Below are 25,427 nucleotides of genomic sequence, written 5' to 3'. Positions count from 1 at the left end.
ATTCAGGGGCAGGCGTTCACTTTTCTACAGGCAAAAAAAAGGGGCGGTATGACCCGCCCACATTTTTTCCCTAGTCCCTGTGTTCCTTTTCATCATCCTGATGAATCGCATCCTGCGACGTTCCTTCAACCATCGTTCCTTGATGGCTGTGTCAATCCGTGGACACAGGGCTGATGTTAGAGAGTTCCCAGGGAAGTTCAACGGGATCCAACCCGGGCACCGACAGGATTCAGCGTACAGACAAATATAATTAATTGTTATATTTCAAACAGTTAGAAAAATCTCTCAAAGATTCGAGACGCACACCCCCTGCAAAAAAACTAAACACTTACGAGAAAGTAAGTGAATGCTTACACGAGCAATTGCGTAAAAGCGCAAGGGAACCCCGTTGACCGATCTCCAGGCAAGAAAAAGCCCCGACAACGTCGAGGCTTCTTGTCCTTCAGCGAGTTCAGTCGTCGCTGACCGTAATCGTCGGCATTGCCGGGGCGGCCGCTTCCTGCAGGACGATCCGCGCGCCCACATGACGAGCCAGCTCCTGGTAGATCAGGGCGATCTGACCCTCGGGCTCTGCCGCTACAGTGGGTTTGCCGCCGTCGGCCTGTTCACGAATGCCCATCGACAATGGCAACGAGGCCAGCAGTTCAACGCCGTACTGGGTCGCCAGCTTCTCGCCACCGCCCTCGCCGAACAGGTGCTCGGCGTGACCGCAGTTGGAGCAGATATGCACCGCCATGTTCTCCACGACACCCAGCACCGGGATGTTGACCTTGCGGAACATCTCCACGCCTTTCCTGGCGTCCAGCAGCGCCAGATCCTGGGGCGTGGTCACGATCACCGAGCCGGCCACCGGGACTTTCTGCGCCAGGGTCAGCTGGATATCGCCGGTGCCTGGCGGCATGTCGATCACCAGGTAATCCAGGTCGCCCCAGGCGGTCTGGGTAACCAATTGCAGCAGGGCGCCGGAGACCATCGGTCCACGCCACACCATAGGCGTGTTGTCATCTGTAAGGAACGCCATGGACATGACTTCCACGCCCATGGATTCGATCGGCACGAACCACTTCTGGTCCTTGACCTTAGGTCGCGTGCCTTCGGCGATGCCGAACATCACGCCTTGGCTTGGGCCGTAGATGTCGGCGTCGAGAATCCCCACGCGCGCGCCTTCACGGGCCAGGGCCAGGGCCAGGTTGGCCGCCGTGGTGGATTTGCCCACGCCGCCCTTGCCGGAAGCGACTGCCACCACGTTCTTGACATTGGCCAGGCCCGGGATCTGCGCCTGGGCCTTGTGCGCGGCAATCACGCACTGGATGTCGACTTTGGCCGAACGCACACCGTCGAGACCCTCGATGGCGATTTGCAGCATCTGCGCCCAACCGCTCTTGAACAGGCCGGCGGCATAACCCAGTTCCAGTTGAACCGAGACCTGATCGCCCTGGATTTCGATGGCGCGTACACAACCGGCGCTGACCGGGTCCTGGTTCAAATAGGGGTCGGTGTACTGGCGAAGAACGGCTTCCACCGCTGCGCGATTGACGGCGCTCATGGGCTACTCCCGAAAAAAGACTGACTGAAACAGGCGGCTATCCTAACCGTTCCAGCGGCGTTACGGCACGCTTTCGCAGATGCAGAAGATTCTGAAACAGCGCCACGGGGTGAAATAAATTTCCCGGCGCTTTATAGTGGCCGACCTCCGTTTCATCAAGTAGCCGAGCCCCATGTCCGAGCCACGCAAGATCCTCGTCACCAGCGCCCTGCCCTATGCCAATGGTTCCATCCATCTTGGCCATATGCTTGAGTACATCCAGACCGATATGTGGGTGCGCTTCCAGAAGCATCGCGGCAATCAATGCATCTATGTCTGCGCAGACGACGCCCACGGTTCGGCCATCATGCTGCGCGCCGAAAAGGAAGGGATCACCCCGGAACAACTGATCGCCAATGTGCAGGCTGAACACAGCGCCGACTTTGCCGAGTTCCTGGTGGATTTCGACAATTTCCATTCGACCCATTCCGAAGAAAACCGTGAGCTGTCGAGCCAGATCTACCTGCGGTTGAAAGACGCCGGGCACATTGCCACGCGCTCGATCACGCAGTATTTCGACCCGGAAAAGAAAATGTTCCTGGCCGACCGTTTCATCAAGGGCACCTGCCCGAAATGCGGCACCGAAGACCAGTACGGCGACAACTGCGAGAAGTGCGGTGCCACCTATGCCCCCACCGACCTGAAGGATCCTAAGTCGGCGATCTCCGGCGCCACACCGGTGCTCAAGGATTCCCAGCACTTCTTCTTCAAGCTCCCGGATTTCCAGCAGATGCTGCAAACCTGGACCCGCAGCGGCACCCTGCAGGACGCCGTGGCGAACAAGATTGCCGAATGGCTGGACGCAGGCCTGCAGCAGTGGGACATCTCCCGCGATGCGCCGTACTTCGGCTTCGAGATCCCTGGCGAGCCCGGCAAATACTTCTATGTGTGGCTGGACGCGCCGATCGGCTACATGGCCAGCTTCAAGAACCTCTGCGACCGCACGCCGGAACTGGACTTCGACGCGTTCTGGAGCAAGGACTCCACCGCCGAGCTGTACCACTTCATCGGCAAGGACATCGTCAATTTCCACGCCCTGTTCTGGCCAGCCATGCTCGAAGGTTCGGGCTACCGCAAGCCCACCGGCATCGCCGTACATGGCTACCTGACGGTCAACGGCCAGAAGATGTCCAAGTCCCGTGGCACCTTTATCAAGGCACGCACTTATCTGGATCACCTGTCGCCGGAATACCTGCGCTACTACTACGCCTCCAAGCTGGGCCGTGGTGTGGACGACCTCGACCTGAACCTGGAAGACTTCGTACAAAAGGTCAATTCGGACCTGGTCGGCAAGGTGGTCAACATCGCCAGCCGTTGCGCCGGGTTTATTCACAAGGGCAACGCGGGCCTGCTGGTGGCCGAGAATGCCGCGCCGGAACTGACCGACGCGTTCCTGGCTGCCGCGCCAAGCATCGCGGACGCCTATGAAGCCCGCGACTTCGCCCGCGCCATGCGCGAGATCATGGGCCTGGCTGACCGCGCCAACGCCTGGATTGCCGACAAGGCCCCCTGGTCGCTGAACAAGCAGGAAGGCAAGCAGGCTGAGGTCCAGGCGATCTGCGCCACCGGCGTCAACCTGTTCCGCCAGTTGGTGATCTTCCTCAAGCCGGTGCTGCCGTTGCTGGCCGCGGACGCCGAGGCGTTCCTCAATGTCGCGCCGCTGACCTGGAACGACCACGCCACCTGGCTCAGCAACCACCAGTTGAACGAATTCAAGCCTTTGATGACCCGTATCGACCCAGTCAAGGTCCAGGCCATGACCGACGCATCGAAAGAAGACCTGGCCGCCAGCCAGACCGATACCGGCGAATCGAAACCGGCCGGTAACGGCGAGCTGGCCAAGGACCCGCTTTCTCCGGAAATCGACTTTGACGCCTTTGCTGCCGTGGACCTGCGTGTGGCGCTGATCATCAAGGCCGAAGCCGTGGAAGGTGCGGACAAGCTGCTGCGCCTCACACTGGATATTGGTGACGAACAACGCAACGTGTTCTCCGGGATCAAGAGCGCTTATCCGGACCCGTCCAAGCTCGATGGTCGCCTGACCATGATGATTGCCAACCTCAAGCCGCGGAAAATGAAATTCGGCATCTCCGAAGGCATGGTGATGGCGGCAGGCCCTGGCGGCGAAGAGATCTACCTGCTGAGCCCGGACAGTGGCGCCAAGCCGGGTCAACGTATCAAGTAAGCCCTGCAAAACAGCCCTGTCGTTTCTGCGACGGGGCTTTTCAGCTAGTCCCCCTTTCTCGCTTGCCGGATAATCAGACCCTGTTTGTTCAACCGGCACGCCAATGATCACTCCATGAATCTGATTCAACGTATCGACGCGCTGCTGCCGCAGACACAATGCGGCAAGTGCGGGCACCCGGGATGCAAGCCTTACGCCGAAGGTATCGCGCGCGGCGAGGCGATCAACAAGTGTCCGCCCGGGGGACAGGAGACCATCGCTGGCCTTGCGCTATTGCTGCGTGTGCCGGTTCTGGAACTGGACACCAGCCGCGGGGAAGCGCCGGCCCAGGTCGCCTACATCCGCGAGGCCGAATGCATCGGCTGCACCAAATGCATCCAGGCCTGCCCGGTGGACGCGATTGTCGGCGCCGCCAAGTTGATGCACACCGTTATCATTGATGAGTGCACCGGTTGCGACCTGTGTGTCGCGCCCTGCCCTGTCGACTGCATTGAGATGCGCCCACTGGCCACAGGGCTGCCGATCGTTGGCGGCCTGGCAGCGAACGAAAACGAGCGCCGTGAACGAGGCTTCAAGCGCGACCGTGCCCGGCAACGCTTTGAACAACGCCATGCGCGCCTGCGACGGGAAGAAGAACACAGGATTGCCCAACGTTTGGCGCGAGCCCAGCGCTCAGCGCCAGTGCCCCCCTTGCCACTTGACGCAGTGCGGGCCACCCAGGATGCGGCGGTAAAAAAAGCCAAGATCAATGTGGCCATGAGCCGCGCGCAATTGCACAAATCCTTGAAGGCTTTTGGGCACCCGCCGACCTTTGACCAGCAATCCCAGCTGATCGCCCTGCAACAGCAGTTCGAGGCAGCGGAGCAGGTATTGGCAGCCTTGGACCAGCCTCACACACCCGCGACACCGCTGCCTGCCGTCAAAAACCCCGACCTCAAGCGCGCCAAAATCCAACTGGCGATGCGCCGAGCCGAGTTGAAGAAAGCCCTGGATCAACAGGCTGATCCGCAACAATTGGCCGACGCGCAACACAAGCTCGATGACGCGCAGCGCCAAGTAGACGCCCATGGTGCATGACCGAATAATCCTGGGGGTTGTTACGGTCCATCGCCGACACCACATTGATATCCGTCGGGTTGATCCCGCTCGCAGGCTCCCAGGCCTGGCCCCATTATTCGAAACTACGCTGACCGCCCGAAAGGAAGCCTCAACCCCATGAACGCCGCAAAACGCCTGGAAATTTTCCGCAGGCTTCACGAAGACAATCCGGAGCCCAAGACCGAACTGGCCTACTCCTCGCCGTTCGAGTTATTGATTGCAGTGATCCTGTCGGCCCAATCCACAGACGTCGGCGTCAACAAGGCCACGGCCAAGCTTTACCCCGTGGCAAACACGCCAGAGGCGATTTATGCCTTGGGTGTGGATGGGTTATCGGAGTACATCAAGACCATCGGCCTGTACAACAGTAAGGCCAAGAATGTCATCGAGACCTGCCGCTTGCTGATAGAACGGCATGACAGCGAAGTGCCACAAACCCGCGAAGCGCTGGAAGCCCTGCCGGGGGTGGGCCGCAAAACCGCCAACGTGGTGCTCAACACCGCATTCCGGCAATTGACCATGGCCGTGGATACCCACATTTTTCGGGTCAGTAACCGAACCGGCATAGCCCGTGGCAAGAACGTGGTCGAAGTGGAAAAGCAGCTGATGAAGTTCGTGCCCAAGCCATACCTGCTCGACTCTCACCACTGGCTGATCCTGCACGGGCGCTATGTTTGCCAGGCCCGCAAGCCGCGCTGCGGCAGCTGTCGCATCGAAGACCTTTGCGAATATAAGGACAAGACATCCGACGATTGAGGGTTCATTGGTTTTCTCGATCAGCCGATTGAAAAAATCTTTTTTACCCATTCATGGATTATCGTTATAAGGAGCGCCAACGGCAGTCTTACTCCGGAGTTAACGTTATGAGCACTGACAAAGAACAGTTGGATGTAGAAAACGACCTCGTTGAGTCGGAGGACGATGGCGCAGAGGCACCTGTGGCAGAGGTCGCCAAGACCAATCTGAGCAAACGCCGTACTATCGACAACCTTCTGGAAGAACGACGCTTGCAAAAACAACTGGCCGACTACGACTTCGACCTCTAATCAAGCGGTCGACGGCCGGAAGCCTCCCTGACGGAGGCTTTTTTCTGCCGGTTACGCGGCCTGTGTGCAGTGCTGTGCCCTCACCTATACCAAGCCGTTACGCTGGGCCAACTCGATCAGGTCCACGAGAGAGCGGGCATTGAGCTTGAGCAGCAGACGAGTCTTGTAGGTGCTGACGGTCTTGTTGCTGAGAAACATACCGTCGGCAATCTCCTTGTTGGTTCTGCCCCGAGCCAATTGCTGCAACACCATCATCTCCCGGCCCGACAGACGCTCGACCATATCGGCCTCACTGGCATTGCCCATGGTGGAGCGTACCGAGTTGAGTGCCTGGTTTGGAAAATAGCTATAGCCCGACAAAACCGCCTTGATCGCACTCAGCAACTCGGTCAGGTCCTGTTGCTTGCACACATAGCCAGCAGCGCCCGCCTGCATACAACGCATGGAAAAGTGACCTGGGGCCTGGGAGGTGAGCACCAGGACCTTGAACGGTACAGCCTGTTTGGTAGACGAAAGCCGGCAAATAACTTCCAGGCCATCGAGTTTGGGAATCCCAATATCCAGTATGACAATGTCCGGCATATGCTCCCGCGCAAGTTGCAACGCATCGACACCGTTATTGGTCTCGGCAACGACCTCATAACCATGACGTTCCATTAGCATACGCACAGCAAGACGAATGACGGGATGATCATCCACGATCAGCACTTTATTCATAAGAAAGTCCAATTTCGCTGTTCGAATTATTTAGAGCAAACACAATAGCCTAGTCGTTTCCTAGTTGGCATAGCGTTCCCCCCCGAGCAACAGCAAGCAGAGACCCACCCCACAACGATAAAGGAAATCCCCTACAAAAAAACACCGATTCGGATGTTTCCAGTTTTATGGAGCCTTTCAGAACTTTCCGGGGCATCACATATTTTGAGTGAAATTTCCAGAGTCCCCAGGGGATAAGGTAAACGTGCCGTACGCAACTATCAGGAAATGCCCCTTGCCTGGCGACTGCATGTGCCGGAGCTGGCAGAGAAAAATCGGTAGTTTCAGTTCCATTCAACATATTTACTTACATCCTTATTTCCTACAGAATTTTTGACTTCTTACGTACTCCTCGCATCTATATGAGTGAATTATCTGTAAGACTGGTTCCTACATAAATGATAAAAAATCATTCGCCCGACAAAAAACCAGCGACCCGATAAGTTGGAGCACTGATTAAACAAGTTTAAACAACGTGGACTTAATCAAAATCTCCAGGCAAAAAAAATGGCCCCTTGAACAAGGGGCCATTTTTTACAACAGGCTAAACACTCAGAACAACGAACGGCCTTTGTTGGCAGCAATGCGCATGCGCAATGCATTCAACTTGATAAAGCCCGCTGCGTCGGCCTGGTTGTAGGCGCCGCCATCTTCTTCGAAGGTGGCGATGTTGGCGTCGAACAGCGAGTCATCGGATTTGCGGCCGGTAACGATCACATTGCCCTTGTACAACTTCAGACGCACAACGCCGTTCACGTGGGCCTGGGAAGCGTCGATCATCTGTTGCAGCATCAGACGCTCAGGGCTCCACCAGTAGCCGGTATAGATCAGGCTGGCGTACTTGGGCATCAGCTCGTCTTTGAGGTGAGCCACTTCACGGTCCAGGGTGATGGATTCGATGGCGCGGTGGGCACGCAGCATGATGGTGCCACCGGGGGTTTCGTAGCAGCCACGGGACTTCATGCCCACATAGCGGTTCTCGACGATGTCGAGGCGGCCGATGCCGTGTTCGCCACCGATACGGTTCAGGGTCGCCAATACAGTGGCCGGGGTCATTTCCACGCCGTCCAGCGCGACGATGTCGCCGTTGCGGTAGGTCAGTTCCAGGTACTGCGGCTTGTCTGGAGCGTTCTCCGGGGAGACGGTCCATTTCCACATGTCTTCTTCGTGCTCGGTCCAGGTGTCTTCCAGCACGCCGCCTTCATAGGAGATGTGCAGCAGGTTGGCGTCCATCGAGTACGGGGACTTCTTCTTGCCATGACGCTCGATCGGGATCGCGTGCTTTTCAGCGTAATCCATCAGCTTTTCACGGGACAGCAGGTCCCATTCACGCCAAGGGGCAATCACTTTCACGCCGGGCTTGAGCGCGTAGGCACCCAGTTCGAAACGCACCTGGTCGTTGCCCTTGCCGGTAGCGCCATGGGAAATGGCATCAGCGCCGGTTTCGTTGGCGATTTCGATCAGGCGCTTGGCGATCAGCGGACGTGCGATGGAAGTACCCAGCAGGTACTCGCCTTCGTAGACGGTGTTGGCGCGAAACATCGGGAAGACGAAATCGCGGACGAACTCTTCGCGCAGGTCGTCAATGTAGATCTCTTTCACGCCCATGGCTTGCGCCTTGGCACGTGCAGGTTCGACCTCTTCGCCCTGACCCAGGTCAGCGGTGAAGGTCACCACTTCACAGTTATAAGTATCCTGCAGCCACTTGAGGATCACCGAAGTGTCCAGGCCGCCGGAATACGCGAGAACGACCTTGTTTACGTCGGCCATGCCATCACTCCACGGGGTTTTACGGAAAGGCGTCGATTCTACCGATCAAAACCGTGGATTTACAGGGGCGCGACAGCAAATGAAGATAAAGCGACAGATTATGTCGAGCGAGCGACCGATGGTCGCACGTTACGAAGTGTGCGCAGGGTTGCTCGGGCCAGTGGCCTGGGGGACCGGTTTCTCGGGGGCAGCCACACGTTCGAGCTGAATATTCACACGGCGGTTACGGGCCCGGTTGGCGGCAGTGGTGTTGGGCGCCAAGGGGTAACTTTCGCCATGGAACCGCAGGGTGATCTGGGACTCCGGGATACCGTTGGCCTTGAAGTAGTCCATCACCGCCAGCGCGCGACGGCGTGAAACATCACGGTTGCTCAGGCGATTGCCGCTGTTGTCCGAGTGACCGTTCAACTCGATATGGTTGACGGTCGGGTCCGCCTTCATGAATTCGAGAATCACCGCCAGTTTCTGCTTCGCCGCAGCGTCCAGCTCGATGCCGCCACCGGGGAAGCCCACTTCGGTCTGCTTGACCTGATCGTAATTCATCGGCAGCAATTTGGCCGTGCACAGCTGATAGTCGCTGTAGGCCTTGTTGAATTTCACCGGCAGCAGGCGAATCTCTGAATAGCCACCCTCGCGTCCATAGTGCCGCACAGTGGGCGAGCGTCCATCGAGCAACCCGTTGAAAAGACGCCCGGCCTGGGCCTGAGAGCTGTTGAAGAGCACATCACCGCTGCCGGCACGTACGGCACCGAGATTGATGTCACCCCGACCGGGCTGCCAGGGGGCAGCGGCGGCCAACAAGGTGGCAGACCCTGCACCCAGCGATCCGTTATAGGCTTTCAGACGAAACGTCGCCTGCTCGCCGGCCCGGCGCACGAACTCACCCGAACCGAAGTCGGTAATCGGTTGGGTCAGGCGGCACTCGAACTTGTCCCCCTCTACCTTCCACTCAATGTTCTCCAGACGTGTCTGGAACGTGAGGGCCATCGCAGGCAGGCTGGCGAACACACTGAGCAAGGCTAGATAATGCTGGCGCACGGGAGGCTCCACTGGTTTCTACAACACTTCAAAGCGTCATACATCTATAAGGCATACGAAAGGCTATCGGATGCATCCCGCAAAACTTGATAGCGAGTGCCTGCAAGAGTCTTTTCCGGTAGCATTCCCACCAGATTGACCCGCCTGGAATCCCCAATGTCCAACCGCCTGACCCTGCTGCGTCCCGACGACTGGCATATTCATCTTCGCGATGGTGCTGCGTTGCCCCAAACCGTGGCCGATGTAGCGCGTACGTTTGGCCGCGCCATCATCATGCCTAACCTGGTACCACCGGTGCGTAACGCCGCCGAAGCCGACGCCTATCGCCAGCGTATCCTCGCTGCACGGCCGGCCGGCAGCCGCTTCGAACCGTTGATGGTGCTCTACCTCACCGACCGTACCCAACCTTCCGAGATCCGTGAGGCCAAGGCCAGCGGCTTCGTGCACGCCGCCAAGCTGTACCCGGCCGGCGCAACCACCAACTCCGACTCCGGCGTGACCAGCATCGACAAGATCCTGCCCGCCATCGAAGCCATGGCCGAAGTCGGCATGCCGCTGCTGATCCACGGTGAAGTCACCCGTGGTGATGTGGACGTGTTCGATCGCGAGAAGATCTTCATCGACGAGCATATGCGCCGTGTGGTCGAGCTGTTCCCGACCCTCAAGGTGGTGTTCGAGCACATCACCACGGCCGATGCCGTGCAGTTCGTCACCGAGGCCTCGGCCAACGTCGGCGCGACCATCACCGCTCATCACCTGCTGTACAACCGCAACCACATGCTGGTGGGCGGGATTCGGCCGCACTTCTATTGCCTGCCGATCCTCAAGCGCAATACCCACCAGGTGGCCTTGCTGGATGCTGCGACCAGCGGTAATCCGAAGTTTTTCCTCGGCACCGACTCTGCGCCCCACGCTCAGCACGCCAAGGAAGCCGCATGCGGTTGTGCCGGTTGCTACACCGCGTTCGCCGCCATCGAGTTGTATGCCGAAGCGTTCGAACAGCGCAACGCCCTGGATAAACTCGAAGGTTTCGCCAGCCTCAATGGCCCGCGTTTCTACGGCCTGCCAGCGAATACCGACCGCATTACCCTGGTCCGTGAAGACTGGACCGCCCCTGCCAGCCTGCCGTTTGGCGAGCTGACCGTTATCCCGCTGCGCGCCGGTGAAACACTGCGCTGGCGCCTGCTGGAGGAAAGCAAGTGAGTGAAGACCATTACGATGACGAACACGAGCACAGTGGTGGCGGCTCCCGCCACCCGATGGCCGAGCGGTTTCGCGGCTATCTGCCGGTTGTCATCGACGTAGAAACCGGTGGTTTCAACTGCGCCACCGACGCCCTGCTTGAAATCGCCGCGACCACCATCGGCATGGACGAACAGGGCTTTGTGTTCCCGGAGCACACCCACTTCTTCCGCGTCGAGCCGTTTGAAGGCGCGAACATCGAAGCAGCGGCCCTGGAATTCACGGGGATCAAGCTCGACCACCCACTGCGCATGGCAGTCAGTGAGGAAGCGGCGCTGACCGATATCTTCCGTGGCGTACGCAAGGCCTTGAAGGCCAATGGCTGCAAGCGCGCGATCCTGGTCGGGCATAACAGCAGCTTCGACCTGGGCTTCCTCAACGCCGCCGTGACGCGGTTGGACATGAAGCGTAACCCGTTCCACCCGTTCTCCAGTTTCGACACCGCCACCCTCGCCGGCCTGGCCTATGGCCAGACCGTATTGGCCAAGGCCTGCCAGGCGGCCGGTATCGACTTCGACGGTCGCGAAGCCCACTCGGCCCGCTACGACACCGAGAAGACAGCCGAACTGTTCTGCGGCATCGTCAACCGCTGGAAACAAATGGGCGGCTGGGAAGACTTCGGCGACTGAGGTCAAATCCCACGCATAAAAAAACCGGCCTTCTCAGGCCGGTTTTTTTGTCCCGCGAATCTGGCTTACAGCTTGCCAGCGTTCTCGGTCAGGTAAGCCGCAACGCCTTCTGGCGAAGCGTTCATGCCCTTGTCGCCTTTTTTCCAATTGGCAGGACAGACTTCACCGTGCTCTTCGTGGAATTGCAGGGCGTCGACCAGACGGATCAGCTCTTCCATGTTACGGCCCAGTGGCAGGTCGTTGATGATCTGGGAGCGTACAACGCCCTTGTCGTCGATCAGGAACGCGCCACGGAAAGCCACGCCGCCTTCGGACTCAACGTCGTAGGCCTTGGCGATGTCGTGCTTCATGTCGGCTGCCATGGTGTATTTGACTTTGCCGATGCCGCCATCGTTAATGGCAGTGTTGCGCCAGGCGTTATGGGTGAAATGGGAGTCGATGGAAACGGCAACCACTTCAACGTTACGCGCCTTGAAATCGTCCATGCGGTGGTCCAGAGCGATCAGCTCCGAAGGGCAGACGAAGGTGAAGTCCAGCGGGTAGAAGAACACCAGGCCGTATTTGCCTTTGATGGCTTCAGACAGTTTGAAGCTGTCAACGATTTCGCCATTGCCGAGTACGGCAGGTACGTCGAAATCCGGGGCTTGTTTGCCGACGAGTACGCTCATTGGGTATCTCCTGATGTAAAGGTGACGATTGAAGTAAAAGGACCGGCCCTGAGTCTGCCGCATTCAAGCGACAGCCCTGTGACGCAGTCACGCTTCGTGAAGACCGACCATCATACACTGAAAAAACCGTTCGTCAGCGTGAGGGCAACGCAGGCAAATACCCTACGAATCTACTTTGACAATCATTCTCGTTAACATTAAGATCCATCGCACTTAAGCCTTAAACCCGCGACGGTTCTCCCTTATGTATGTGTGCCTGTGTACTGGCGTCACCGACGGACAAATCCGCGAAGCGATCTACGAAGGTTGCTGCAGCTACAAGGAAGTACGTGAAACCACCGGCGTTGCCAGCCAGTGTGGTAAATGTGCTTGCCTCGCCAAGCAAGTGGTACGGGAAACCCTGACGCAGCTGCAAACAGCCCAGGCTGCGCTCCCCTATACAGCAGAATTTACACACGCATAATTGGCGTGTTTTAAAGAGCCGGACTTAGTGTCCGGTTTTTTTATGCCTTTAATTCAATTAGTTAGCGCCAAGACGCGGAACACAAACATTCTTATTCAGATTAATTTTCATTTATTATTCAATAACTTAGGTTTGACACTAGGGTTTTCGCCGCTCAAACTCCGCCTTATACACAGCTATTACAGGGCAGGACCCCAGTCATGAAAGGCGACATCTCAGTCATCCAGCAACTCAATAAAATCCTTGCCAATGAACTGGTCGCGATCAATCAGTACTTCCTGCATGCGCGCATGTACGACGATTGGGGCCTGGAAAAGCTGGGCAAGCGCGAATACAAAGAATCCATCAAGGCCATGAAGGACGCCGACGCGCTGATCAAGCGCATCCTGTTTCTGGAAGGGCTGCCGAACGTCCAGGACCTGGGCAAGCTGAACATCGGCGAGCACACCCAGGAAATGATCAGCAGCGACCTGGGCTTCGAGCGCAAGAGCCACAGCGACCTCAAGGCCGCCATTGCGCACTGCGAAACCAAAGGCGACTTCGGCAGCCGTGAACTGCTGGAAGACATCCTGGAAGACCAGGAAGAACATATCGACTGGCTTGAAACCCAACTGGGCCTGATCGACAAAGTCAGCCTGGAGAACTACCTGCAATCGCAGATGGGTGAATAACCCCGTCGCTCACAGGTACAAAAAAGCCCCGCTCTCTCACGAGAAGCGGGGCTTTTTATTGCAGGCGAATCACGCTTCAGTCTTGGCTGCCGCTTTTTCCGCTGCATCTTTGATCAACGCCTGCAACGAACCATCAGCTGCCATTTCAGTGATGATATCGCTACCGCCGACCAGCTCACCGGCTACCCACAGTTGTGGGAAAGTAGGCCAGTTGGCGTACTTCGGCAGGTTGGCGCGGATTTCCGGGTTTTGCAGAATATCCACGTAAGCGAACTTCTCGCCACACTGCATCACGGCCTGGGAAGCCTTCGCGGAGAAACCGCACTGAGGAGCGTTAGGTGCGCCCTTCATGTAAAGCAGAATGGTGTTGTTGGCAATCTGCTCTTTGATCGTTTCGATGATATCCATGGAACACCTCGGCTGGAACTTTGCGACTCACAGGTCGGCACGGTGGCGCATTGTAACGCAAAATTCCAACGCGGTGCTCGGGCTCCTTATGCGGCAGCGACTTGGACCGGTACGCCATTCAATGCCGCATTGCCCGATAACTCATCCAATTGCCGCTCGTCGGTTAAGTCATTGGCGCTCGCCCCCGGTAACTCGCTGGCGATGGTCATCTGCACGCCCGGACGGCCGTGGCCCCAACCATGGGGCAGGCTGACCACGCCGGGCATCATGTCCAGGCTGGCGACCACCTCCACCTCGATCATGCCGATACGTGAACTGACGCGCACCCGCTGCCCATCTGCCAACTGGCGACTGGCCAGGTCGTCGGGATGCATATGCAGCTGGTGCCGAGGCTTACCCTTCACCAGCCGGTGATAGTTATGCATCCAGGAATTATTACTGCGCACATGGCGACGGCCGATCAGCAGCAACTCGCCAGCCACCGGCATCGGCTGCGCCGCAAAGCGCGCCAGATCCGCCAGAATCACTGCCGGTGCTGCCTGCACTTTGCCATCCACGGTTTTCAAGCGCGCGGCAAGATTGGGCTTGAGCGGCCCCAGGTCCATGCCATGAGGATGATCCGCCAGCTTCGCCACCGACAACTGATAGCTCGACGCATCACCATAAGCACCGGCGCGCAGCCCGAAGTCGATCATTTGCGCAGGCGGCATGGTGGGCTTGAGCGCGCTACCGGTCTGCGCAGCGAATGCCGTGGCCAGGCCGACAAAAATCTCCCAGTCATGCAGCGCCCCGTCAGGCTTGGGCAGGATCGCGCGATTGAAACGTGTGACATTGCGCACGGCGAACATATTGAACGTGGTGTCGTAGTGGTCGTTTTCCAGTGCCGACGTGGAGGGCAGGATCAGATCGGCATAACGCGTGGTCTCGTTGATATAGAGGTCGACGCTGACCATGAACTCCAAGCCGTCCAGCGCCTGCTCCAACTGGCGGCCATTGGGCGTCGACAGCACCGGGTTGCCCGCCACCGTCACCAGCGCGCGGATCTGTCCTTCGCCGCCGGTGAGCATTTCTTCTGCCAACGCAGACACTGGCAACTCGCCACCGTACTCCGGGCGCCCGGACACGCGACTCTGCCAGCGATTGAAATGCCCGCCACCGGTAGACGCGACCAAATCCACCGCCGGACTGGTGCATAACGCACCGCCCTCGCGGTCGAGGTTACCGGTGACCAAGTTGATCAACTGCACCAGCCAATGACACAGCGTGCCGAACGCCTGGGTCGACACCCCCATACGCCCGTAGCACACCGCTTTATTCGCAGCAGCGAAATCCCGCGCCAACTGGCGGATCTGCCCGGCGGGCACTGCACACTGGCGACTCATGGCTTCGGCGGTAAAACCGGCAATTGCACGACGCACCTCCTCAAGGCCTTCTACCGGCAAATGACTGTCGCGCGTCAGGTTCTCGGTAAACAGCGTATTGAGTACCCCGAACAGCAGCGCCGCATCCCCACCAGGCCGCACGAACAGGTGCTGATCAGCGATCGCCGCCGTCTCACTGCGCCGAGGATCGACCACCACTACTTTGCCACCCCGGGCCTGGATGGCCTTGAGGCGCTTCTCCACATCGGGCACGGTCATGATGCTGCCATTGGAGGCCAACGGGTTGCCGCCCAGGATCAGCATGAAGTCGGTGTGGTCGATGTCCGGAATCGGCAGCAACAGGCCGTGGCCGTACATCAGGTGGCTGGTGAGGTGATGGGGCAACTGGTCAACGGAGGTGGCAGAAAACCGGTTGCGCGTCTTGAGCAGGCCCAGGAAGTAGTTGCTGTGGGTCATGAGCCCATAGTTGTGCACGCTGGGGTTGCCCTGGTACACCGCCACCGCATTCTGTCCATGCCGCGCCTGGATGCCCGCCAGCCGCTCGGCGACCAGGGCAAACGCCTCATCCCACGGGATGGGCTGCCATTCGCTGCCCACCCGCAACATGGGCTGATGCAGGCGGTCAGGATCATTCTGGATGTCCTGCAACGCCACGGCCTTCGGGCAGATGTGGCCACGGCTGAAGCTGTCCAGCGCGTCGCCCTTGATCGAGGTGATCGCCAGGCTGCCGTCTTCGGCTTGGGTGGTTTCCAGGGTCAGGCCACAAATGGCTTCACACAGATGGCATGCACGGTGGTGGAGAGTCTTGGTCATGGCCAGTCTCTTTATTGGGCTTTGGCCTGACTATGGGCCGTGACCATGACAGGCACCAGCATCGTTAGTCCTGTGAATCGAGAGCCATCAAGCCAGGCCATGAGCAAACATGAGCAAATGTTACAGACCCTGTAATCAACCCCTGAAACCGACGCAGCCTGGCCCAAGCCCGCCCCCGCGCATTGCAAAAGGTTGCGGCGTCAGTGTACAAATGGCCCGCTGCTGTCTGGAAATCGTCTTCAAAAGCGCTAGCGCGCCCGTCTGAACACCCGTAAAAACCGTAGCCCTATTGGTAAGACGCGACATTTAATTATAAGATCGCGCCTTCCCCTATTTCGTCGCCCCGTGCGGCTTTCGCCGCAGGTCTCGCCCGTTGTCACAATAAACAAGGCTTTGAGTATCTGCGGTCTGTTGCAAAAAGGTAGTTAATGATGAGCGCAAGGCACTTTCTCTCCCTGATGGATTGCACGCCCGAAGAGCTGGTCAGCGTGATCCGTCGAGGCATTGAGCTTAAAGACCTGCGTAACCGCGGCGTACTGTTCGAGCCTTTGAAAAACCGCGTGCTCGGGATGATTTTCGAGAAGTCGTCGACCCGCACTCGCCTGTCCTTCGAAGCCGGCATGATCCAGCTGGGTGGCCAGGCCATCTTCCTGTCGCCGCGTGACACCCAACTGGGCCGTGGCGAGCCGATCAGCGACTGCGCCATCGTCATGTCGCGCATGCTCGATGCGGTGATGATCCGTACCTTCGCCCACAGCACCCTGACCGAATTCGCCGCCTACTCCCGCGTGCCAGTGATCAACGGCCTGTCCGATGACCTGCACCCGTGCCAGTTGCTGGCCGACATGCAGACCTTCCTTGAGCACCGTGGCTCGATCCAAGGCAAGACCGTGGCCTGGATCGGTGACGGCAACAACATGTGCAACAGCTATATAGAAGCGGCGATTCAGTTCGACTTCCACCTGCGCATTGCCTGCCCGGAAGGCTTCGAGCCGGCTGCCGAGTTCCTGGCCAAGGCCGATGGCCGCGTGCAAATCCTGCGCGATCCAAAGGATGCAGTGATCGGCGCGCACCTGGTCAGCACCGACGTCTGGACCTCGATGGGCCAGGAAGACGAAACGGCCAAGCGTCTCGCTATGTTCGCTCCCTACCAGGTTACGCGGGAACTGCTCGACCTGGCCGCGCCAGATGTACTGTTCATGCACTGTCTGCCGGCACACCGTGGCGAAGAGATCAGCCTCGACCTGCTCGACGACCCGCGCTCCGTAGCCTGGGACCAGGCCGAAAACCGCCTGCATGCCCAGAAGGCCCTGCTCGAATTCCTCGTCGAACCGGCGTACCACCACGCATGAGCCAGCCCTTACTGCTGAACTTGCGCAATCTGGCATGCGGCTATCAGGATCAACGGGTGGTGCAGAACCTCAATCTGCACCTCAACGCCGGCGATATCGGTTGCCTGCTCGGTTCTTCGGGCTGCGGCAAAACTACGACGTTGCGGGCAATTGCCGGGTTTGAGCCGGTGCACGAAGGCGAAATCAGCCTCGCCGGCGAAGTGATCTCCAGCGCCGGCTTCACCTTGGCACCGGAGAAACGTCGCATCGGCATGGTGTTCCAGGACTACGCGCTGTTTCCCCACCTCAGCGTGGCCGACAACATCGCCTTCGGCATTCGCAAACACCCGCAAAAAGACCGCGTGGTCGCCGAACTGCTGGAATTGGTCAACCTGAAGAGCCTGGGCAAGCGATTCCCCCACGAATTGTCGGGCGGCCAACAGCAACGCGTCGCCCTCGCCCGCGCCCTGGCGCCGGAGCCACAACTGTTGCTGCTGGACGAGCCGTTCTCCAACCTCGACGGCGAACTGCGGCGCAAGCTCAGCCACGAGGTACGCGATATCCTCAAGGCGCGGGGCACCAGTGCGATCCTGGTCACCCATGACCAGGAAGAGGCGTTCGCCGTGAGTGATCACGTCGGAGTCTTCAAGGAAGGCCGCCTGGAACAGTGGGACACGCCCTACAACCTCTATCACGAACCACTGACGCCTTATGTCGCCAGCTTTATTGGGCAGGGCTATTTCATCCGCGGCCAATTAAGTTCGCCCGATTCCGTCCATACCGAACTGGGGGACCTGCGCGGTAACCGGGCCTACACCTGGCCTACCGGAGGCGCGGTGGATGTATTGCTACGCCCGGACGACATCGTCTACGCGCCGGACAGCCCCTTGAAAGCGCGGATCGTCGGCAAGACATTCCTCGGCGCGTCAACCTTGTACCGTCTGCAACTGCCGACAGGTGCGCAGCTGGAGTCGATTTTCCCGAGCCATGCCGACCATCAGGTGGGCGCCGAGGTGGGCATTCGCGTAGCCGCTGAGCATTTGGTGCTGTTCCAGGCGTCAGGCAGCATCGCGGCGCAGGTGCCTCGATCCGAGTCCGGCGTACGGCGCTACAGCCCGGCTGGCTGAGTCGATGATCAACGTGTGGGAGGGGCTTGTCCCTCCCACATTGGCTCTCCAGTGGCCAGGGATTACACCCGGCCAATTTCTGCAAATTTGGCCTGGGTATGTTCCGCCAGCACCGCGGCGGACAACTCCACTTCCAGCCCCCTTCTCCCCGCACTCACAAAAATTGTCGCAAACGGCTGCGCCGTCACGTCGATAAATGTGCGCAAACGCTTCTTCTGCCCCAGCGGGCTGATACCGCCCAGCAGGTAACCGGTAGAACGCTGCGCCGCAGCTGGATCCGCCATTTCGACTTTTTTTACCCCGGCCGCATGAGCAAGGGCTTTTAGGTCAAGACTTCCGACGACCGGCACTACAGCCACCAATAATTCGCCTTTTTCGCTGCTGGCCAACAAAGTCTTGAATACCCGCCCCGGGTCGAGGCCCAATTTTTCTGCGGCCTCCAGGCCATAGGAGGCCGCCTTGGGGTCATGTTCATAACTGTGGATGCGATGTTCGGCGCGAACTTTTTTCAACAAATCCAATGCGGGGGTCATGACCTCTCCGGGCGTGGCAAACAGATGGCCAATTCTAGGCCAAGCCCGCGCAAAACGCTCTAGTCCGCCCTCCCCGCCAACAATACTTAAAGTCGCGAGCGTGATCATTCATCAAACCAATAGTTCGAAAGTGACCAACAGTTCACTTTCGACCTTTGACAGCCGTCATTCTTGTCTATATTTTTTCGTTTCCGAATACTGTAGGAATACCTCTACAGAGTTCCAGCAGTAAGCCGTGCCTTGGATGGGGATCCTCGTCACGGTGAAAATCGCGCAACCGCCCGTTGAGGCCGTGCGCCAGACAAGAACAACAATCGAGGTTTTCCATGACAACTGCTCTTCAACAGCCTTCACTTTCAAGCCAATGCATGGCTGAGTTCCTGGGGACTGCGCTTCTGATCTTCTTCGGTACGGGATGTGTCGCTGCGCTCAAGGTCGCGGGTGCCAGCTTTGGGTTATGGGAAATCAGTATCATCTGGGGGATCGGCGTCAGCATGGCGATCTACCTGAGCGCCGGCATCTCCGGGGCTCACCTCAACCCAGCGGTGAGTATCGCCCTGTGTATTTTTGCGGATTTCGAAAAGCGCAAACTGCCCTTCTACATTCTTGCCCAAGTCGCCGGCGCCTTCTGCTCGGCCGCCCTGGTGTACACCCTCTACAGCAACCTGTTTTTCGATTACGAACAAACCCACCACATGGTCCGTGGCACCCAAGCCAGTCTGGAATTGGCGTCGGTATTCTCCACCTACCCTCACGCGCTGCTGAGCACCGCCCAGGCCTTCCTGGTGGAAATGGTCATTACCGCGATCCTGATGGGCGTGATCATGGCCCTTACCGATGACAACAACGGCCTGCCGCGCGGCCCGCTGGCGCCCCTGCTGATCGGACTGCTGATTGCGGTGATTGGCAGCGCCATGGGGCCGCTGACCGGTTTTGCGATGAACCCGGCGCGGGATTTCGGGCCCAAGCTGATGACCTTTTTCGCCGGCTGGGGTGAAATGGCCTTCACTGGCGGCCGCGATATTCCTTACTTCCTGGTTCCGATTTTCGCGCCGATTATCGGCGCATGCCTCGGTGCTGCGGCCTATCGCGGGCTGATTGCCCGCCACTTGCCGAGCGCCGCACCTGCTATAGCTGAAACAACTGAAACAACTGACACGGCTGTCAACGGCAAGACTCGTATTTCCTGAAAGCGCCAGCCTGGTCCTCTGCCCTTTGCGGCCCAGACTGATTTCTGACTTCCTTATTTCCGTGCAAGGCAATCAATATGACCGACCTTCAGAATAAGAACTACATCATTGCCCTTGACCAAGGCACCACCAGTTCCCGGGCGATCATCTTCGATCGTGACGCCAACGTGGTCTGCACCGCCCAGCGTGAATTCACGCAGCACTACCCACAGGCTGGTTGGGTCGAACATGACCCGATGGAAATCTTCGCCACCCAGAGCGCGGTGATGGTAGAAGCCCTGGCACAAGCCGGCCTGCACCATGACCAAGTCGCCGCCATCGGTATCACCAACCAGCGTGAAACCACCGTGGTATGGGACAAGGTCACCGGCCGTCCGATCTACAACGCCATCGTCTGGCAGTGCCGCCGCAGCACCGAGATCTGCCAGCAGCTCAAGCGCGACGGCCACGAACAATACATCAACGACACCACCGGCCTGGTCACCGACCCGTACTTCTCCGGCACCAAGCTCAAGTGGATCCTCGATAACGTCGAAGGCAGCCGCGAGCGCGCGCGCAACGGCGAGTTGCTGTTCGGCACCATCGACAGCTGGCTGATCTGGAAATTTACCGGCGGCAAGACCCACGTCACCGACTACACCAACGCCTCGCGCACCATGCTCTTCAACATCCACACCCTGGAGTGGGATGCGAAGATGCTGGAGATCCTCGACGTTCCGCGGGAAATGCTGCCGGAAGTGAAGTCTTCCTCCGAGATCTACGGCCGCACCAAAAGCGGCATCGCCATCGGCGGTATCGCCGGTGACCAGCAAGCGGCGCTGTTCGGCCAGATGTGCGTGGAGGCCGGCCAGGCCAAGAACACCTACGGCACCGGCTGCTTCCTGCTGATGAACACCGGTGATAAAGCGGTGAAATCCAAGCACGGCATGCTCACCACCATCGCCTGTGGCCCGCGTGGCGAAGTGGCGTATGCGCTGGAAGGCGCGGTGTTCAACGGTGGCTCCACCGTGCAATGGCTGCGTGACGAGCTGAAAATCATCGCCGATGCCACCGACACCGAATACTTCGCCGGCAAGGTCAAGGACAGCAACGGCGTGTACCTGGTGCCGGCCTTCACCGGTCTGGGCGCCCCGTACTGGGACCCGTATGCCCGTGGCGCACTGTTTGGCCTGACCCGCGGCGTACGCGTGGATCACATTATTCGTGCCGCTTTGGAGTCGATTGCCTACCAGACCCGCGACGTACTCGACGCCATGCAACAGGACTCGGGCGAACGCCTCAAGGCCCTGCGCGTAGACGGCGGCGCGGTGGCCAACAACTTCCTGATGCAGTTCCAGGCCGATATCCTCGGTACCCAGGTCGAACGTCCGCAAATGCGTGAAACCACGGCACTCGGCGCCGCTTACCTGGCAGGCCTGGCCTGTGGCTTCTGGAGCAGCCTGGACGAGTTGCGCGGCAAGGCCGTGATCGAGCGCGAATTCGAACCGCAACTGGAAGAAACCGCCAAAGAGAAACTCTACGCCGGCTGGCAAAAAGCGGTGAGCCGCACCCGTGACTGGGAACCGCACGAAGGCGCCGAATAAGCCACGCGCTGGACCCATATTGGGTTGTAACTGGCAGGGAGCACATTCCTGCGTCATCATGGGCCACTTTTGTATGGCAGCCCAAAGGACGCCCCATGAATCTGCCTCCCCGCCAGCAGCAAATCCTCGAACTGGTCCGCGAACGCGGCTACGTGAGTATCGAGGAAATGGCGCAGCTATTCGTTGTCACCCCGCAAACCATCCGCCGCGACATCAACCAGCTGGCGGACGCCAATCTGCTGCGCCGCTACCACGGCGGCGCGGCCTATGACTCCAGTGTCGAGAACACCGCATACGCCATGCGTGCCGACCAGATGCGCGATGAGAAACAACGCATCGGCGAAGCCATCGCGGCACAAATCCCCGATCACGCCTCGCTGTTCATCAATATCGGCACCACCACCGAATCCATCGCCCGTGCGCTGCTCAACCACAACCACCTGAAAATCATCACCAACAACCTCAACGTCGCCACCATGCTCAGCGCCAAGGACGACTTCGATGTGTTGCTGACCGGCGGCAATGTGCGCCGTGACGGCGGCGTGGTGGGCCAGGCCAGTGTCGACTTCATCAACCAGTTCAAGGTCGACTTCGCGTTGGTGGGTATCAGCGGTATCGACGAGGACGGCAGCCTGCTGGACTTCGACTACCAGGAAGTCCGGGTTTCCCAGGCGATCATCGCCAATGCGCGCCAGGTGATCCTGGCGGCGGACTCGAGCAAATTCGGGCGCAATGCCATGATTCGACTCGGGCCGATCAGCCTGGTGGACTGCCTGGTGACGGATCAGGAGCCGGTGCCCGCCTTGGTGCAGTTGTTGAATCAGCACAAGGTTCGTCTGGAAGTCGTATAGCGCCTGCACTGACGCCATCGGGGGCGACGATTCGACTTGCCCCCGATGGCGGTTTATCCAGCGCTTTTTTCTCGAGCCTTGCCCAGGCTTATGTTCACAAATTTTCCTTTTCCCGCCCTTCGATGAGTTTTTTCAATCGAAGTCGGCTGGCTGTGGCCACGTTTATCAGCTACCATTTTCGGAAATGAACATTAATGTTCGAATTCCAATATGAAAAAGATCGCGAGGCCAGCCGATGAACCCTTCTACCTTGCCTGCTCCACCGCTTGCCGAAGTCTATGACGTTGCCGTAATCGGTGGCGGGATCAATGGCGTCGGCATTGCAGCAGACGCAGCCGGTCGCGGTTTGTCGGTATTCCTTTGCGAAAAGGACGACCTGGCCAGCCACACCTCCTCCGCCAGCAGCAAGCTGATCCACGGCGGCCTGCGCTACCTCGAACATTACGAATTCCGCCTGGTACGCGAAGCCCTGGCCGAACGTGAAGTACTGCTGGCCAAGGCCCCGCACATCGTCAAGCAGATGCGCTTTGTCCTGCCACACCGCCCACACCTGCGCCCAGCGTGGATGATCCGTGCCGGCCTGTTCCTGTATGACCACCTGGGCAAGCGCGAGAAACTTGCTGGCTCCAAGAGCCTCAAGTTCGGTCCCGACAGCCCGCTGAAAAGCGAAATCACCAAAGGCTTCGAATACTCCGACTGCTGGGTCGACGACGCGCGCCTGGTGGTACTCAACGCCATGGCTGCCCGTGAAAAGGGTGCGCATATCCACACCCAGACCCGCTGCATCAGCGCCCATCGCAGCAATGGCATGTGGGACATGAACATGGAACGCGCCGATGGCAGCCTGTTCTCGATCCGCGCCCGCGCGCTGGTGAACGCCGCCGGCCCGTGGGTCGCCAAGTTCATCAGGGACGACCTGAAGCTGGACTCGCCCTACGGCATCCGCCTGATCCAGGGCAGCCACCTGATCGTGCCGAAGCTGTATGAAGGCGCCCACGCACACATCCTGCAGAACGAAGACCAGCGTATCGTCTTCACTATTCCGTACCTGAACCACCTGACCATCATCGGCACCACCGACCGCGAATACACCGGCGACCCGGCGAAAGTGGCGATCACCGAAGGTGAAACCGACTACATGCTCAAGGTGGTTAACGCGCACTTCAAGAAACAGCTGAGCCGCGACGACATCGTCCACACTTATTCCGGCGTACGCCCGCTGTGCAACGACGAGTCGGACAACCCGTCGGCCATCACCCGCGACTACACCCTGTCGCTGTCCGGTGGCGTGGGCGAGGCGCCGATCCTGTCGGTGTTCGGCGGCAAACTGACCACCTATCGCAAGCTCGCCGAATCGGCGATGGCGCAACTGGCCCCATACTTCACCCAGATGCGTCCAAGCTGGACCGCCACCGCCAGCCTGCCCGGCGGCGAGGACATGACCACGCCAGAAGCCCTGGCCGAGGCCATTCGCAGCAAATTCGACTGGGTGCCGAGCGAGATCGCGCGCCGTTGGTCCACCACCTATGGCAGCCGCACCTGGCGCCTGCTGGAAGGCGTGCAATCGCTGGCTGACCTGGGCGAGCATCTGGGTGGCGGCCTGTACACCCGCGAGGTCGATTACCTGTGTGCCGAGGAATGGGTAACCCAGCCCCAGGACGTGCTGTGGCGCCGCACCAAACTCGGCCTGTTCACCACCCCGCAGGAACAGGACAACCTGCAGCGCTACCTGTCCAAGGTTGAGCAGAACCGCAGCAAGATCGAAGCGGCCTGACAGGCCCGTCGTACAAAAGCCCCTGCGCCGTAAGGCCCAGGGGCTTTTTTATGCCGGCCTTGGCATTCGGTTTTCCGAACGCCACAGGTAAGCCTATTCGGTTTGCCGGATCAAACAGTTACACATACGCTGCCACACAAATTAAATTTTCATATAAATCATACGGTTAACCTTTTGATCCGGGTCTGGCACGACTCATGCTCTACACTCTTTGACGATTGCCTGAAACGCCTTAGGAGCCGTCACGGGCATTCGCTGTACAAGAGAGCCGTTAGCTGGCTTCATAAAAAAAACAAATGTCGAGGAAGTATTGATGCGCATCGTTCCCCATATCCTGGGCGCAGCTATCGCTGCTGCTCTGATCAGCACTCCAGTTTTTGCCGCCGAACTCACCGGCACGCTGAAGAAAATCAACGACTCCGGCACCATCACCCTCGGGCACCGCGACAGCTCCATTCCGTTTTCCTACATTGCGGATGGTTCGGGCAAACCTGTGGGCTACTCTCACGACATTCAGTTGGCCATCGTTGAAGCCCTGAAAAAAGACCTGAACAAACCCGATCTGCAGGCCAAGTACAACCTGGTCACCTCACAGACCCGTATTCCGCTGGTTCAGAACGGCACCGTCGACATTGAGTGCGGTTCCACCACCAACAACGCCGAACGCGCTCAGCAAGTCGCCTTCACCACCAACATCTTCGAAATCGGCACCCGCCTGCTGGTCAAGAAAGACAAGGAAGGCAAGCCTAGCTACGCCGACTTCGCCGACCTGAAAGGCAAGAACGTCGTCACCACCGCCGGCACCACGTCCGAGCGCATCATCAAGGCGATGAACGCTGACAAGCAGATGGGCATGAACGTCATCTCCGCCAAAGACCACGGCGAGTCCTTCCAGATGCTGGAAAGCGGCCGTGCCGTAGCCTTCATGATGGACGACGCCCTGCTGGCCGGTGAAGAAGCCAAGGCCAAGAAGCCGGATGACTGGGTCATCACCGGTACTCCACAGTCCTTCGAAGCCTACGCGTGCATGGTTCGCAAAGAAGACCCTGCCTTCAAGAAAGCGGTAGATGACGCCATCGCGGGCCTGTACAAGTCCGGCGAAATCAACAAGATCTACGCCAAGTGGTTCGAAAGCCCGATCCCACCCAAAAACCTGAACCTGAACTTCCCAATGAGCGACAAGGTTAAGGAACTGATCAAGAACCCGACTGACAAGCCGGCGCCTGACGTAAAAATCTGATTTCTGACTAACCTTATCGCCTGAGGGAGCCAACCCTCCCTCAG

At 58.8% G+C, this 25,427-nt stretch carries 23 protein-coding genes; 15 read left to right on the top strand and 8 right to left on the bottom strand.

The window, feature by feature from the left end; genetic code table 11:
- Positions 1 to 451: 451 nt before the first annotated feature.
- A complete protein-coding gene (gene apbC / locus ACHPFG_RS06750) occupies positions 452 to 1,546 on the bottom strand; it encodes an iron-sulfur cluster carrier protein ApbC (protein ID WP_431701902.1) in 1,095 nt (364 codons plus the stop codon).
- A 172-nt stretch (positions 1,547 to 1,718) separates the two neighbouring features.
- Between apbC and metG the strand changes: the two genes are divergently transcribed.
- From metG to ACHPFG_RS06730, 4 genes are all read left to right on the top strand, one after another.
- Positions 1,719 to 3,770: a methionine--tRNA ligase gene (metG, locus tag ACHPFG_RS06745; RefSeq protein WP_431701901.1), complete on the top strand. Its 2,052-nt coding sequence runs from the start codon at positions 1,719 to 1,721 to the stop codon at positions 3,768 to 3,770.
- 114 nt (positions 3,771 to 3,884) lie between these two features.
- Positions 3,885 to 4,847, top strand: a complete 963-nt coding sequence (rsxB, locus tag ACHPFG_RS06740; RefSeq protein ID WP_431701900.1) for an electron transport complex subunit RsxB — start codon at positions 3,885 to 3,887, stop codon at positions 4,845 to 4,847.
- A gap of 138 nt (positions 4,848 to 4,985) precedes the next feature.
- Positions 4,986 to 5,624, top strand: a complete 639-nt coding sequence (nth, locus tag ACHPFG_RS06735; RefSeq protein ID WP_131697371.1) for an endonuclease III — start codon at positions 4,986 to 4,988, stop codon at positions 5,622 to 5,624.
- Positions 5,625 to 5,731: 107 nt separating this feature from the next.
- Positions 5,732 to 5,914, top strand: coding sequence for a PA3496 family putative envelope integrity protein (locus tag ACHPFG_RS06730; protein ID WP_431701899.1), 183 nt, complete (start codon positions 5,732 to 5,734; stop codon positions 5,912 to 5,914).
- A gap of 84 nt (positions 5,915 to 5,998) precedes the next feature.
- Here the strand turns inward: ACHPFG_RS06730 and ACHPFG_RS06725 are convergent, their stop codons facing one another.
- The 3 genes from ACHPFG_RS06725 to ACHPFG_RS06715 form a co-directional block, all read right to left on the bottom strand.
- On the bottom strand, positions 5,999 to 6,631 hold the full coding sequence (locus ACHPFG_RS06725) for a response regulator transcription factor (RefSeq protein WP_027604587.1): 633 nt from the start codon (positions 6,629 to 6,631) through the stop codon (positions 5,999 to 6,001).
- Positions 6,632 to 7,222: 591 nt separating this feature from the next.
- Entirely contained in the window at positions 7,223 to 8,440 is a 1,218-nt protein-coding gene (locus tag ACHPFG_RS06720; RefSeq protein WP_012722490.1) for an argininosuccinate synthase, read from the bottom strand.
- Between the two features lie 129 nt (positions 8,441 to 8,569).
- Positions 8,570 to 9,478 (bottom strand): flagellar protein MotY, encoded by a 909-nt coding sequence (locus tag ACHPFG_RS06715; protein WP_431701898.1) that lies wholly within the window; start codon positions 9,476 to 9,478, stop codon positions 8,570 to 8,572.
- A gap of 156 nt (positions 9,479 to 9,634) precedes the next feature.
- Here ACHPFG_RS06715 and pyrC point away from each other — a divergent pair, with 156 nt between their 5' ends.
- Both pyrC and rnt read left to right on the top strand, forming a co-directional pair.
- Positions 9,635 to 10,681, top strand: a complete 1,047-nt coding sequence (gene pyrC / locus ACHPFG_RS06710; protein WP_431701897.1) for a dihydroorotase — start codon at positions 9,635 to 9,637, stop codon at positions 10,679 to 10,681.
- Positions 10,678 to 11,349, top strand: a complete 672-nt coding sequence (gene rnt / locus ACHPFG_RS06705) for a ribonuclease T (RefSeq protein ID WP_078740972.1) — start codon at positions 10,678 to 10,680, stop codon at positions 11,347 to 11,349. The genes pyrC and rnt overlap by 4 nt, the downstream gene beginning before the upstream one ends.
- Positions 11,350 to 11,414: 65 nt before the next feature.
- On the opposite strand, the gene ACHPFG_RS06700 is transcribed toward rnt, so the two are convergent.
- Entirely contained in the window at positions 11,415 to 12,017 is a 603-nt protein-coding gene (locus ACHPFG_RS06700) for a peroxiredoxin (RefSeq protein WP_003172097.1), read from the bottom strand.
- A 244-nt stretch (positions 12,018 to 12,261) separates the two neighbouring features.
- Between ACHPFG_RS06700 and ACHPFG_RS06695 the strand changes: the two genes are divergently transcribed.
- Together ACHPFG_RS06695 and bfr are read left to right on the top strand one after the other, a co-directional pair.
- Positions 12,262 to 12,480: a bacterioferritin-associated ferredoxin gene (locus tag ACHPFG_RS06695; protein ID WP_078740971.1), complete on the top strand. Its 219-nt coding sequence runs from the start codon at positions 12,262 to 12,264 to the stop codon at positions 12,478 to 12,480.
- Between the two features lie 200 nt (positions 12,481 to 12,680).
- Positions 12,681 to 13,151 carry a bacterioferritin gene (gene bfr / locus ACHPFG_RS06690; RefSeq protein WP_012722487.1) on the top strand — a complete coding sequence of 157 codons (471 nt, stop codon included), beginning with the start codon at positions 12,681 to 12,683 and terminating at the stop codon, positions 13,149 to 13,151.
- 69 nt (positions 13,152 to 13,220) lie between these two features.
- Here bfr and grxD read toward each other — a convergent pair whose 3' ends face one another.
- Positions 13,221 to 13,559: a Grx4 family monothiol glutaredoxin gene (grxD, locus tag ACHPFG_RS06685; protein ID WP_032858447.1), complete on the bottom strand. Its 339-nt coding sequence runs from the start codon at positions 13,557 to 13,559 to the stop codon at positions 13,221 to 13,223.
- 86 nt (positions 13,560 to 13,645) lie between these two features.
- The gene (locus tag ACHPFG_RS06680; protein WP_431701896.1) at positions 13,646 to 15,754 is read right to left on the bottom strand and encodes a molybdopterin oxidoreductase family protein; all 2,109 of its coding nucleotides are present in this window, start codon (positions 15,752 to 15,754) and stop codon (positions 13,646 to 13,648) included.
- Between the two features lie 431 nt (positions 15,755 to 16,185).
- Here ACHPFG_RS06680 and argF point away from each other — a divergent pair, with 431 nt between their 5' ends.
- The gene (argF, locus tag ACHPFG_RS06675) at positions 16,186 to 17,106 is read left to right on the top strand and encodes an ornithine carbamoyltransferase (RefSeq protein WP_145335132.1); all 921 of its coding nucleotides are present in this window, start codon (positions 16,186 to 16,188) and stop codon (positions 17,104 to 17,106) included.
- Positions 17,103 to 18,212 (top strand): ABC transporter ATP-binding protein, encoded by a 1,110-nt coding sequence (locus ACHPFG_RS06670; protein WP_431701895.1) that lies wholly within the window; start codon positions 17,103 to 17,105, stop codon positions 18,210 to 18,212. Before argF ends, ACHPFG_RS06670 begins: the two co-directional genes overlap by 4 nt.
- A gap of 62 nt (positions 18,213 to 18,274) precedes the next feature.
- On the opposite strand, the gene ybaK is transcribed toward ACHPFG_RS06670, so the two are convergent.
- Positions 18,275 to 18,745, bottom strand: a complete 471-nt coding sequence (ybaK, locus tag ACHPFG_RS06665; RefSeq protein ID WP_145335134.1) for a Cys-tRNA(Pro) deacylase — start codon at positions 18,743 to 18,745, stop codon at positions 18,275 to 18,277.
- Between the two features lie 326 nt (positions 18,746 to 19,071).
- Between ybaK and ACHPFG_RS06660 the strand changes: the two genes are divergently transcribed.
- The 5 genes from ACHPFG_RS06660 to ACHPFG_RS06640 all read left to right on the top strand — a co-directional run bounded on the left by ACHPFG_RS06660 (position 19,072) and on the right by ACHPFG_RS06640 (position 25,383).
- A complete protein-coding gene (locus ACHPFG_RS06660; protein WP_431701894.1) occupies positions 19,072 to 19,935 on the top strand; it encodes an MIP/aquaporin family protein in 864 nt (287 codons plus the stop codon).
- A gap of 77 nt (positions 19,936 to 20,012) precedes the next feature.
- Positions 20,013 to 21,518 (top strand): glycerol kinase GlpK, encoded by a 1,506-nt coding sequence (glpK, locus tag ACHPFG_RS06655; protein ID WP_145335138.1) that lies wholly within the window; start codon positions 20,013 to 20,015, stop codon positions 21,516 to 21,518.
- Positions 21,519 to 21,613: 95 nt separating this feature from the next.
- A complete protein-coding gene (locus tag ACHPFG_RS06650) occupies positions 21,614 to 22,369 on the top strand; it encodes a DeoR/GlpR family transcriptional regulator (protein WP_027604598.1) in 756 nt (251 codons plus the stop codon).
- Positions 22,370 to 22,604: 235 nt separating this feature from the next.
- Positions 22,605 to 24,143 carry a glycerol-3-phosphate dehydrogenase gene (glpD, locus tag ACHPFG_RS06645; RefSeq protein ID WP_145335140.1) on the top strand — a complete coding sequence of 513 codons (1,539 nt, stop codon included), beginning with the start codon at positions 22,605 to 22,607 and terminating at the stop codon, positions 24,141 to 24,143.
- 313 nt (positions 24,144 to 24,456) lie between these two features.
- Complete coding sequence (locus tag ACHPFG_RS06640) at positions 24,457 to 25,383, top strand: glutamate/aspartate ABC transporter substrate-binding protein (protein ID WP_090408822.1); 927 nt, start codon at positions 24,457 to 24,459, stop codon at positions 25,381 to 25,383.
- The last annotated feature ends 44 nt before the right edge of the window (positions 25,384 to 25,427 follow it).

This window comes from Pseudomonas sp. BR20 (genome assembly GCF_050780135.1).
Lineage (GTDB): Bacteria > Pseudomonadota > Gammaproteobacteria > Pseudomonadales > Pseudomonadaceae > Aquipseudomonas.
Note: the sequence above shows the minus strand (reverse complement) of the source record. Positions and strands in the feature narration are given on the sequence as shown.

Bases quoted from the DNA above. Each gene is read 5' to 3' on its own strand.
- glpK (WP_145335138.1), top strand. From the start codon at position 20,013: ATGACCGACCTTCAGAATAAGAACTACATCATTGCCCTTGACCAAGGC.
- ACHPFG_RS06680 (WP_431701896.1), bottom strand. From the start codon at position 15,754: ATGACCAAGACTCTCCACCACCGTGCATGCCATCTGTGTGAAGCCATT.
- rsxB (WP_431701900.1), top strand. From the start codon at position 3,885: ATGAATCTGATTCAACGTATCGACGCGCTGCTGCCGCAGACACAATGC.
- ACHPFG_RS06670 (WP_431701895.1), top strand. From the start codon at position 17,103: ATGAGCCAGCCCTTACTGCTGAACTTGCGCAATCTGGCATGCGGCTAT.
- pyrC (WP_431701897.1), top strand. From the start codon at position 9,635: ATGTCCAACCGCCTGACCCTGCTGCGTCCCGACGACTGGCATATTCAT.
- ACHPFG_RS06720 (WP_012722490.1), bottom strand. From the start codon at position 8,440: ATGGCCGACGTAAACAAGGTCGTTCTCGCGTATTCCGGCGGCCTGGAC.
- grxD (WP_032858447.1), bottom strand. From the start codon at position 13,559: ATGGATATCATCGAAACGATCAAAGAGCAGATTGCCAACAACACCATT.
- ACHPFG_RS06650 (WP_027604598.1), top strand. From the start codon at position 21,614: ATGAATCTGCCTCCCCGCCAGCAGCAAATCCTCGAACTGGTCCGCGAA.
- apbC (WP_431701902.1), bottom strand. From the start codon at position 1,546: ATGAGCGCCGTCAATCGCGCAGCGGTGGAAGCCGTTCTTCGCCAGTAC.
- bfr (WP_012722487.1), top strand. From the start codon at position 12,681: ATGAAAGGCGACATCTCAGTCATCCAGCAACTCAATAAAATCCTTGCC.
- glpD (WP_145335140.1), top strand. From the start codon at position 22,605: ATGAACCCTTCTACCTTGCCTGCTCCACCGCTTGCCGAAGTCTATGAC.
- ACHPFG_RS06695 (WP_078740971.1), top strand. From the start codon at position 12,262: ATGTATGTGTGCCTGTGTACTGGCGTCACCGACGGACAAATCCGCGAA.
- ACHPFG_RS06725 (WP_027604587.1), bottom strand. From the start codon at position 6,631: ATGAATAAAGTGCTGATCGTGGATGATCATCCCGTCATTCGTCTTGCT.
- ACHPFG_RS06640 (WP_090408822.1), top strand. From the start codon at position 24,457: ATGCGCATCGTTCCCCATATCCTGGGCGCAGCTATCGCTGCTGCTCTG.
- nth (WP_131697371.1), top strand. From the start codon at position 4,986: ATGAACGCCGCAAAACGCCTGGAAATTTTCCGCAGGCTTCACGAAGAC.
- ybaK (WP_145335134.1), bottom strand. From the start codon at position 18,745: ATGACCCCCGCATTGGATTTGTTGAAAAAAGTTCGCGCCGAACATCGC.
- ACHPFG_RS06700 (WP_003172097.1), bottom strand. From the start codon at position 12,017: ATGAGCGTACTCGTCGGCAAACAAGCCCCGGATTTCGACGTACCTGCC.
- ACHPFG_RS06730 (WP_431701899.1), top strand. From the start codon at position 5,732: ATGAGCACTGACAAAGAACAGTTGGATGTAGAAAACGACCTCGTTGAG.
- argF (WP_145335132.1), top strand. From the start codon at position 16,186: ATGAGCGCAAGGCACTTTCTCTCCCTGATGGATTGCACGCCCGAAGAG.
- ACHPFG_RS06660 (WP_431701894.1), top strand. From the start codon at position 19,072: ATGACAACTGCTCTTCAACAGCCTTCACTTTCAAGCCAATGCATGGCT.
- metG (WP_431701901.1), top strand. From the start codon at position 1,719: ATGTCCGAGCCACGCAAGATCCTCGTCACCAGCGCCCTGCCCTATGCC.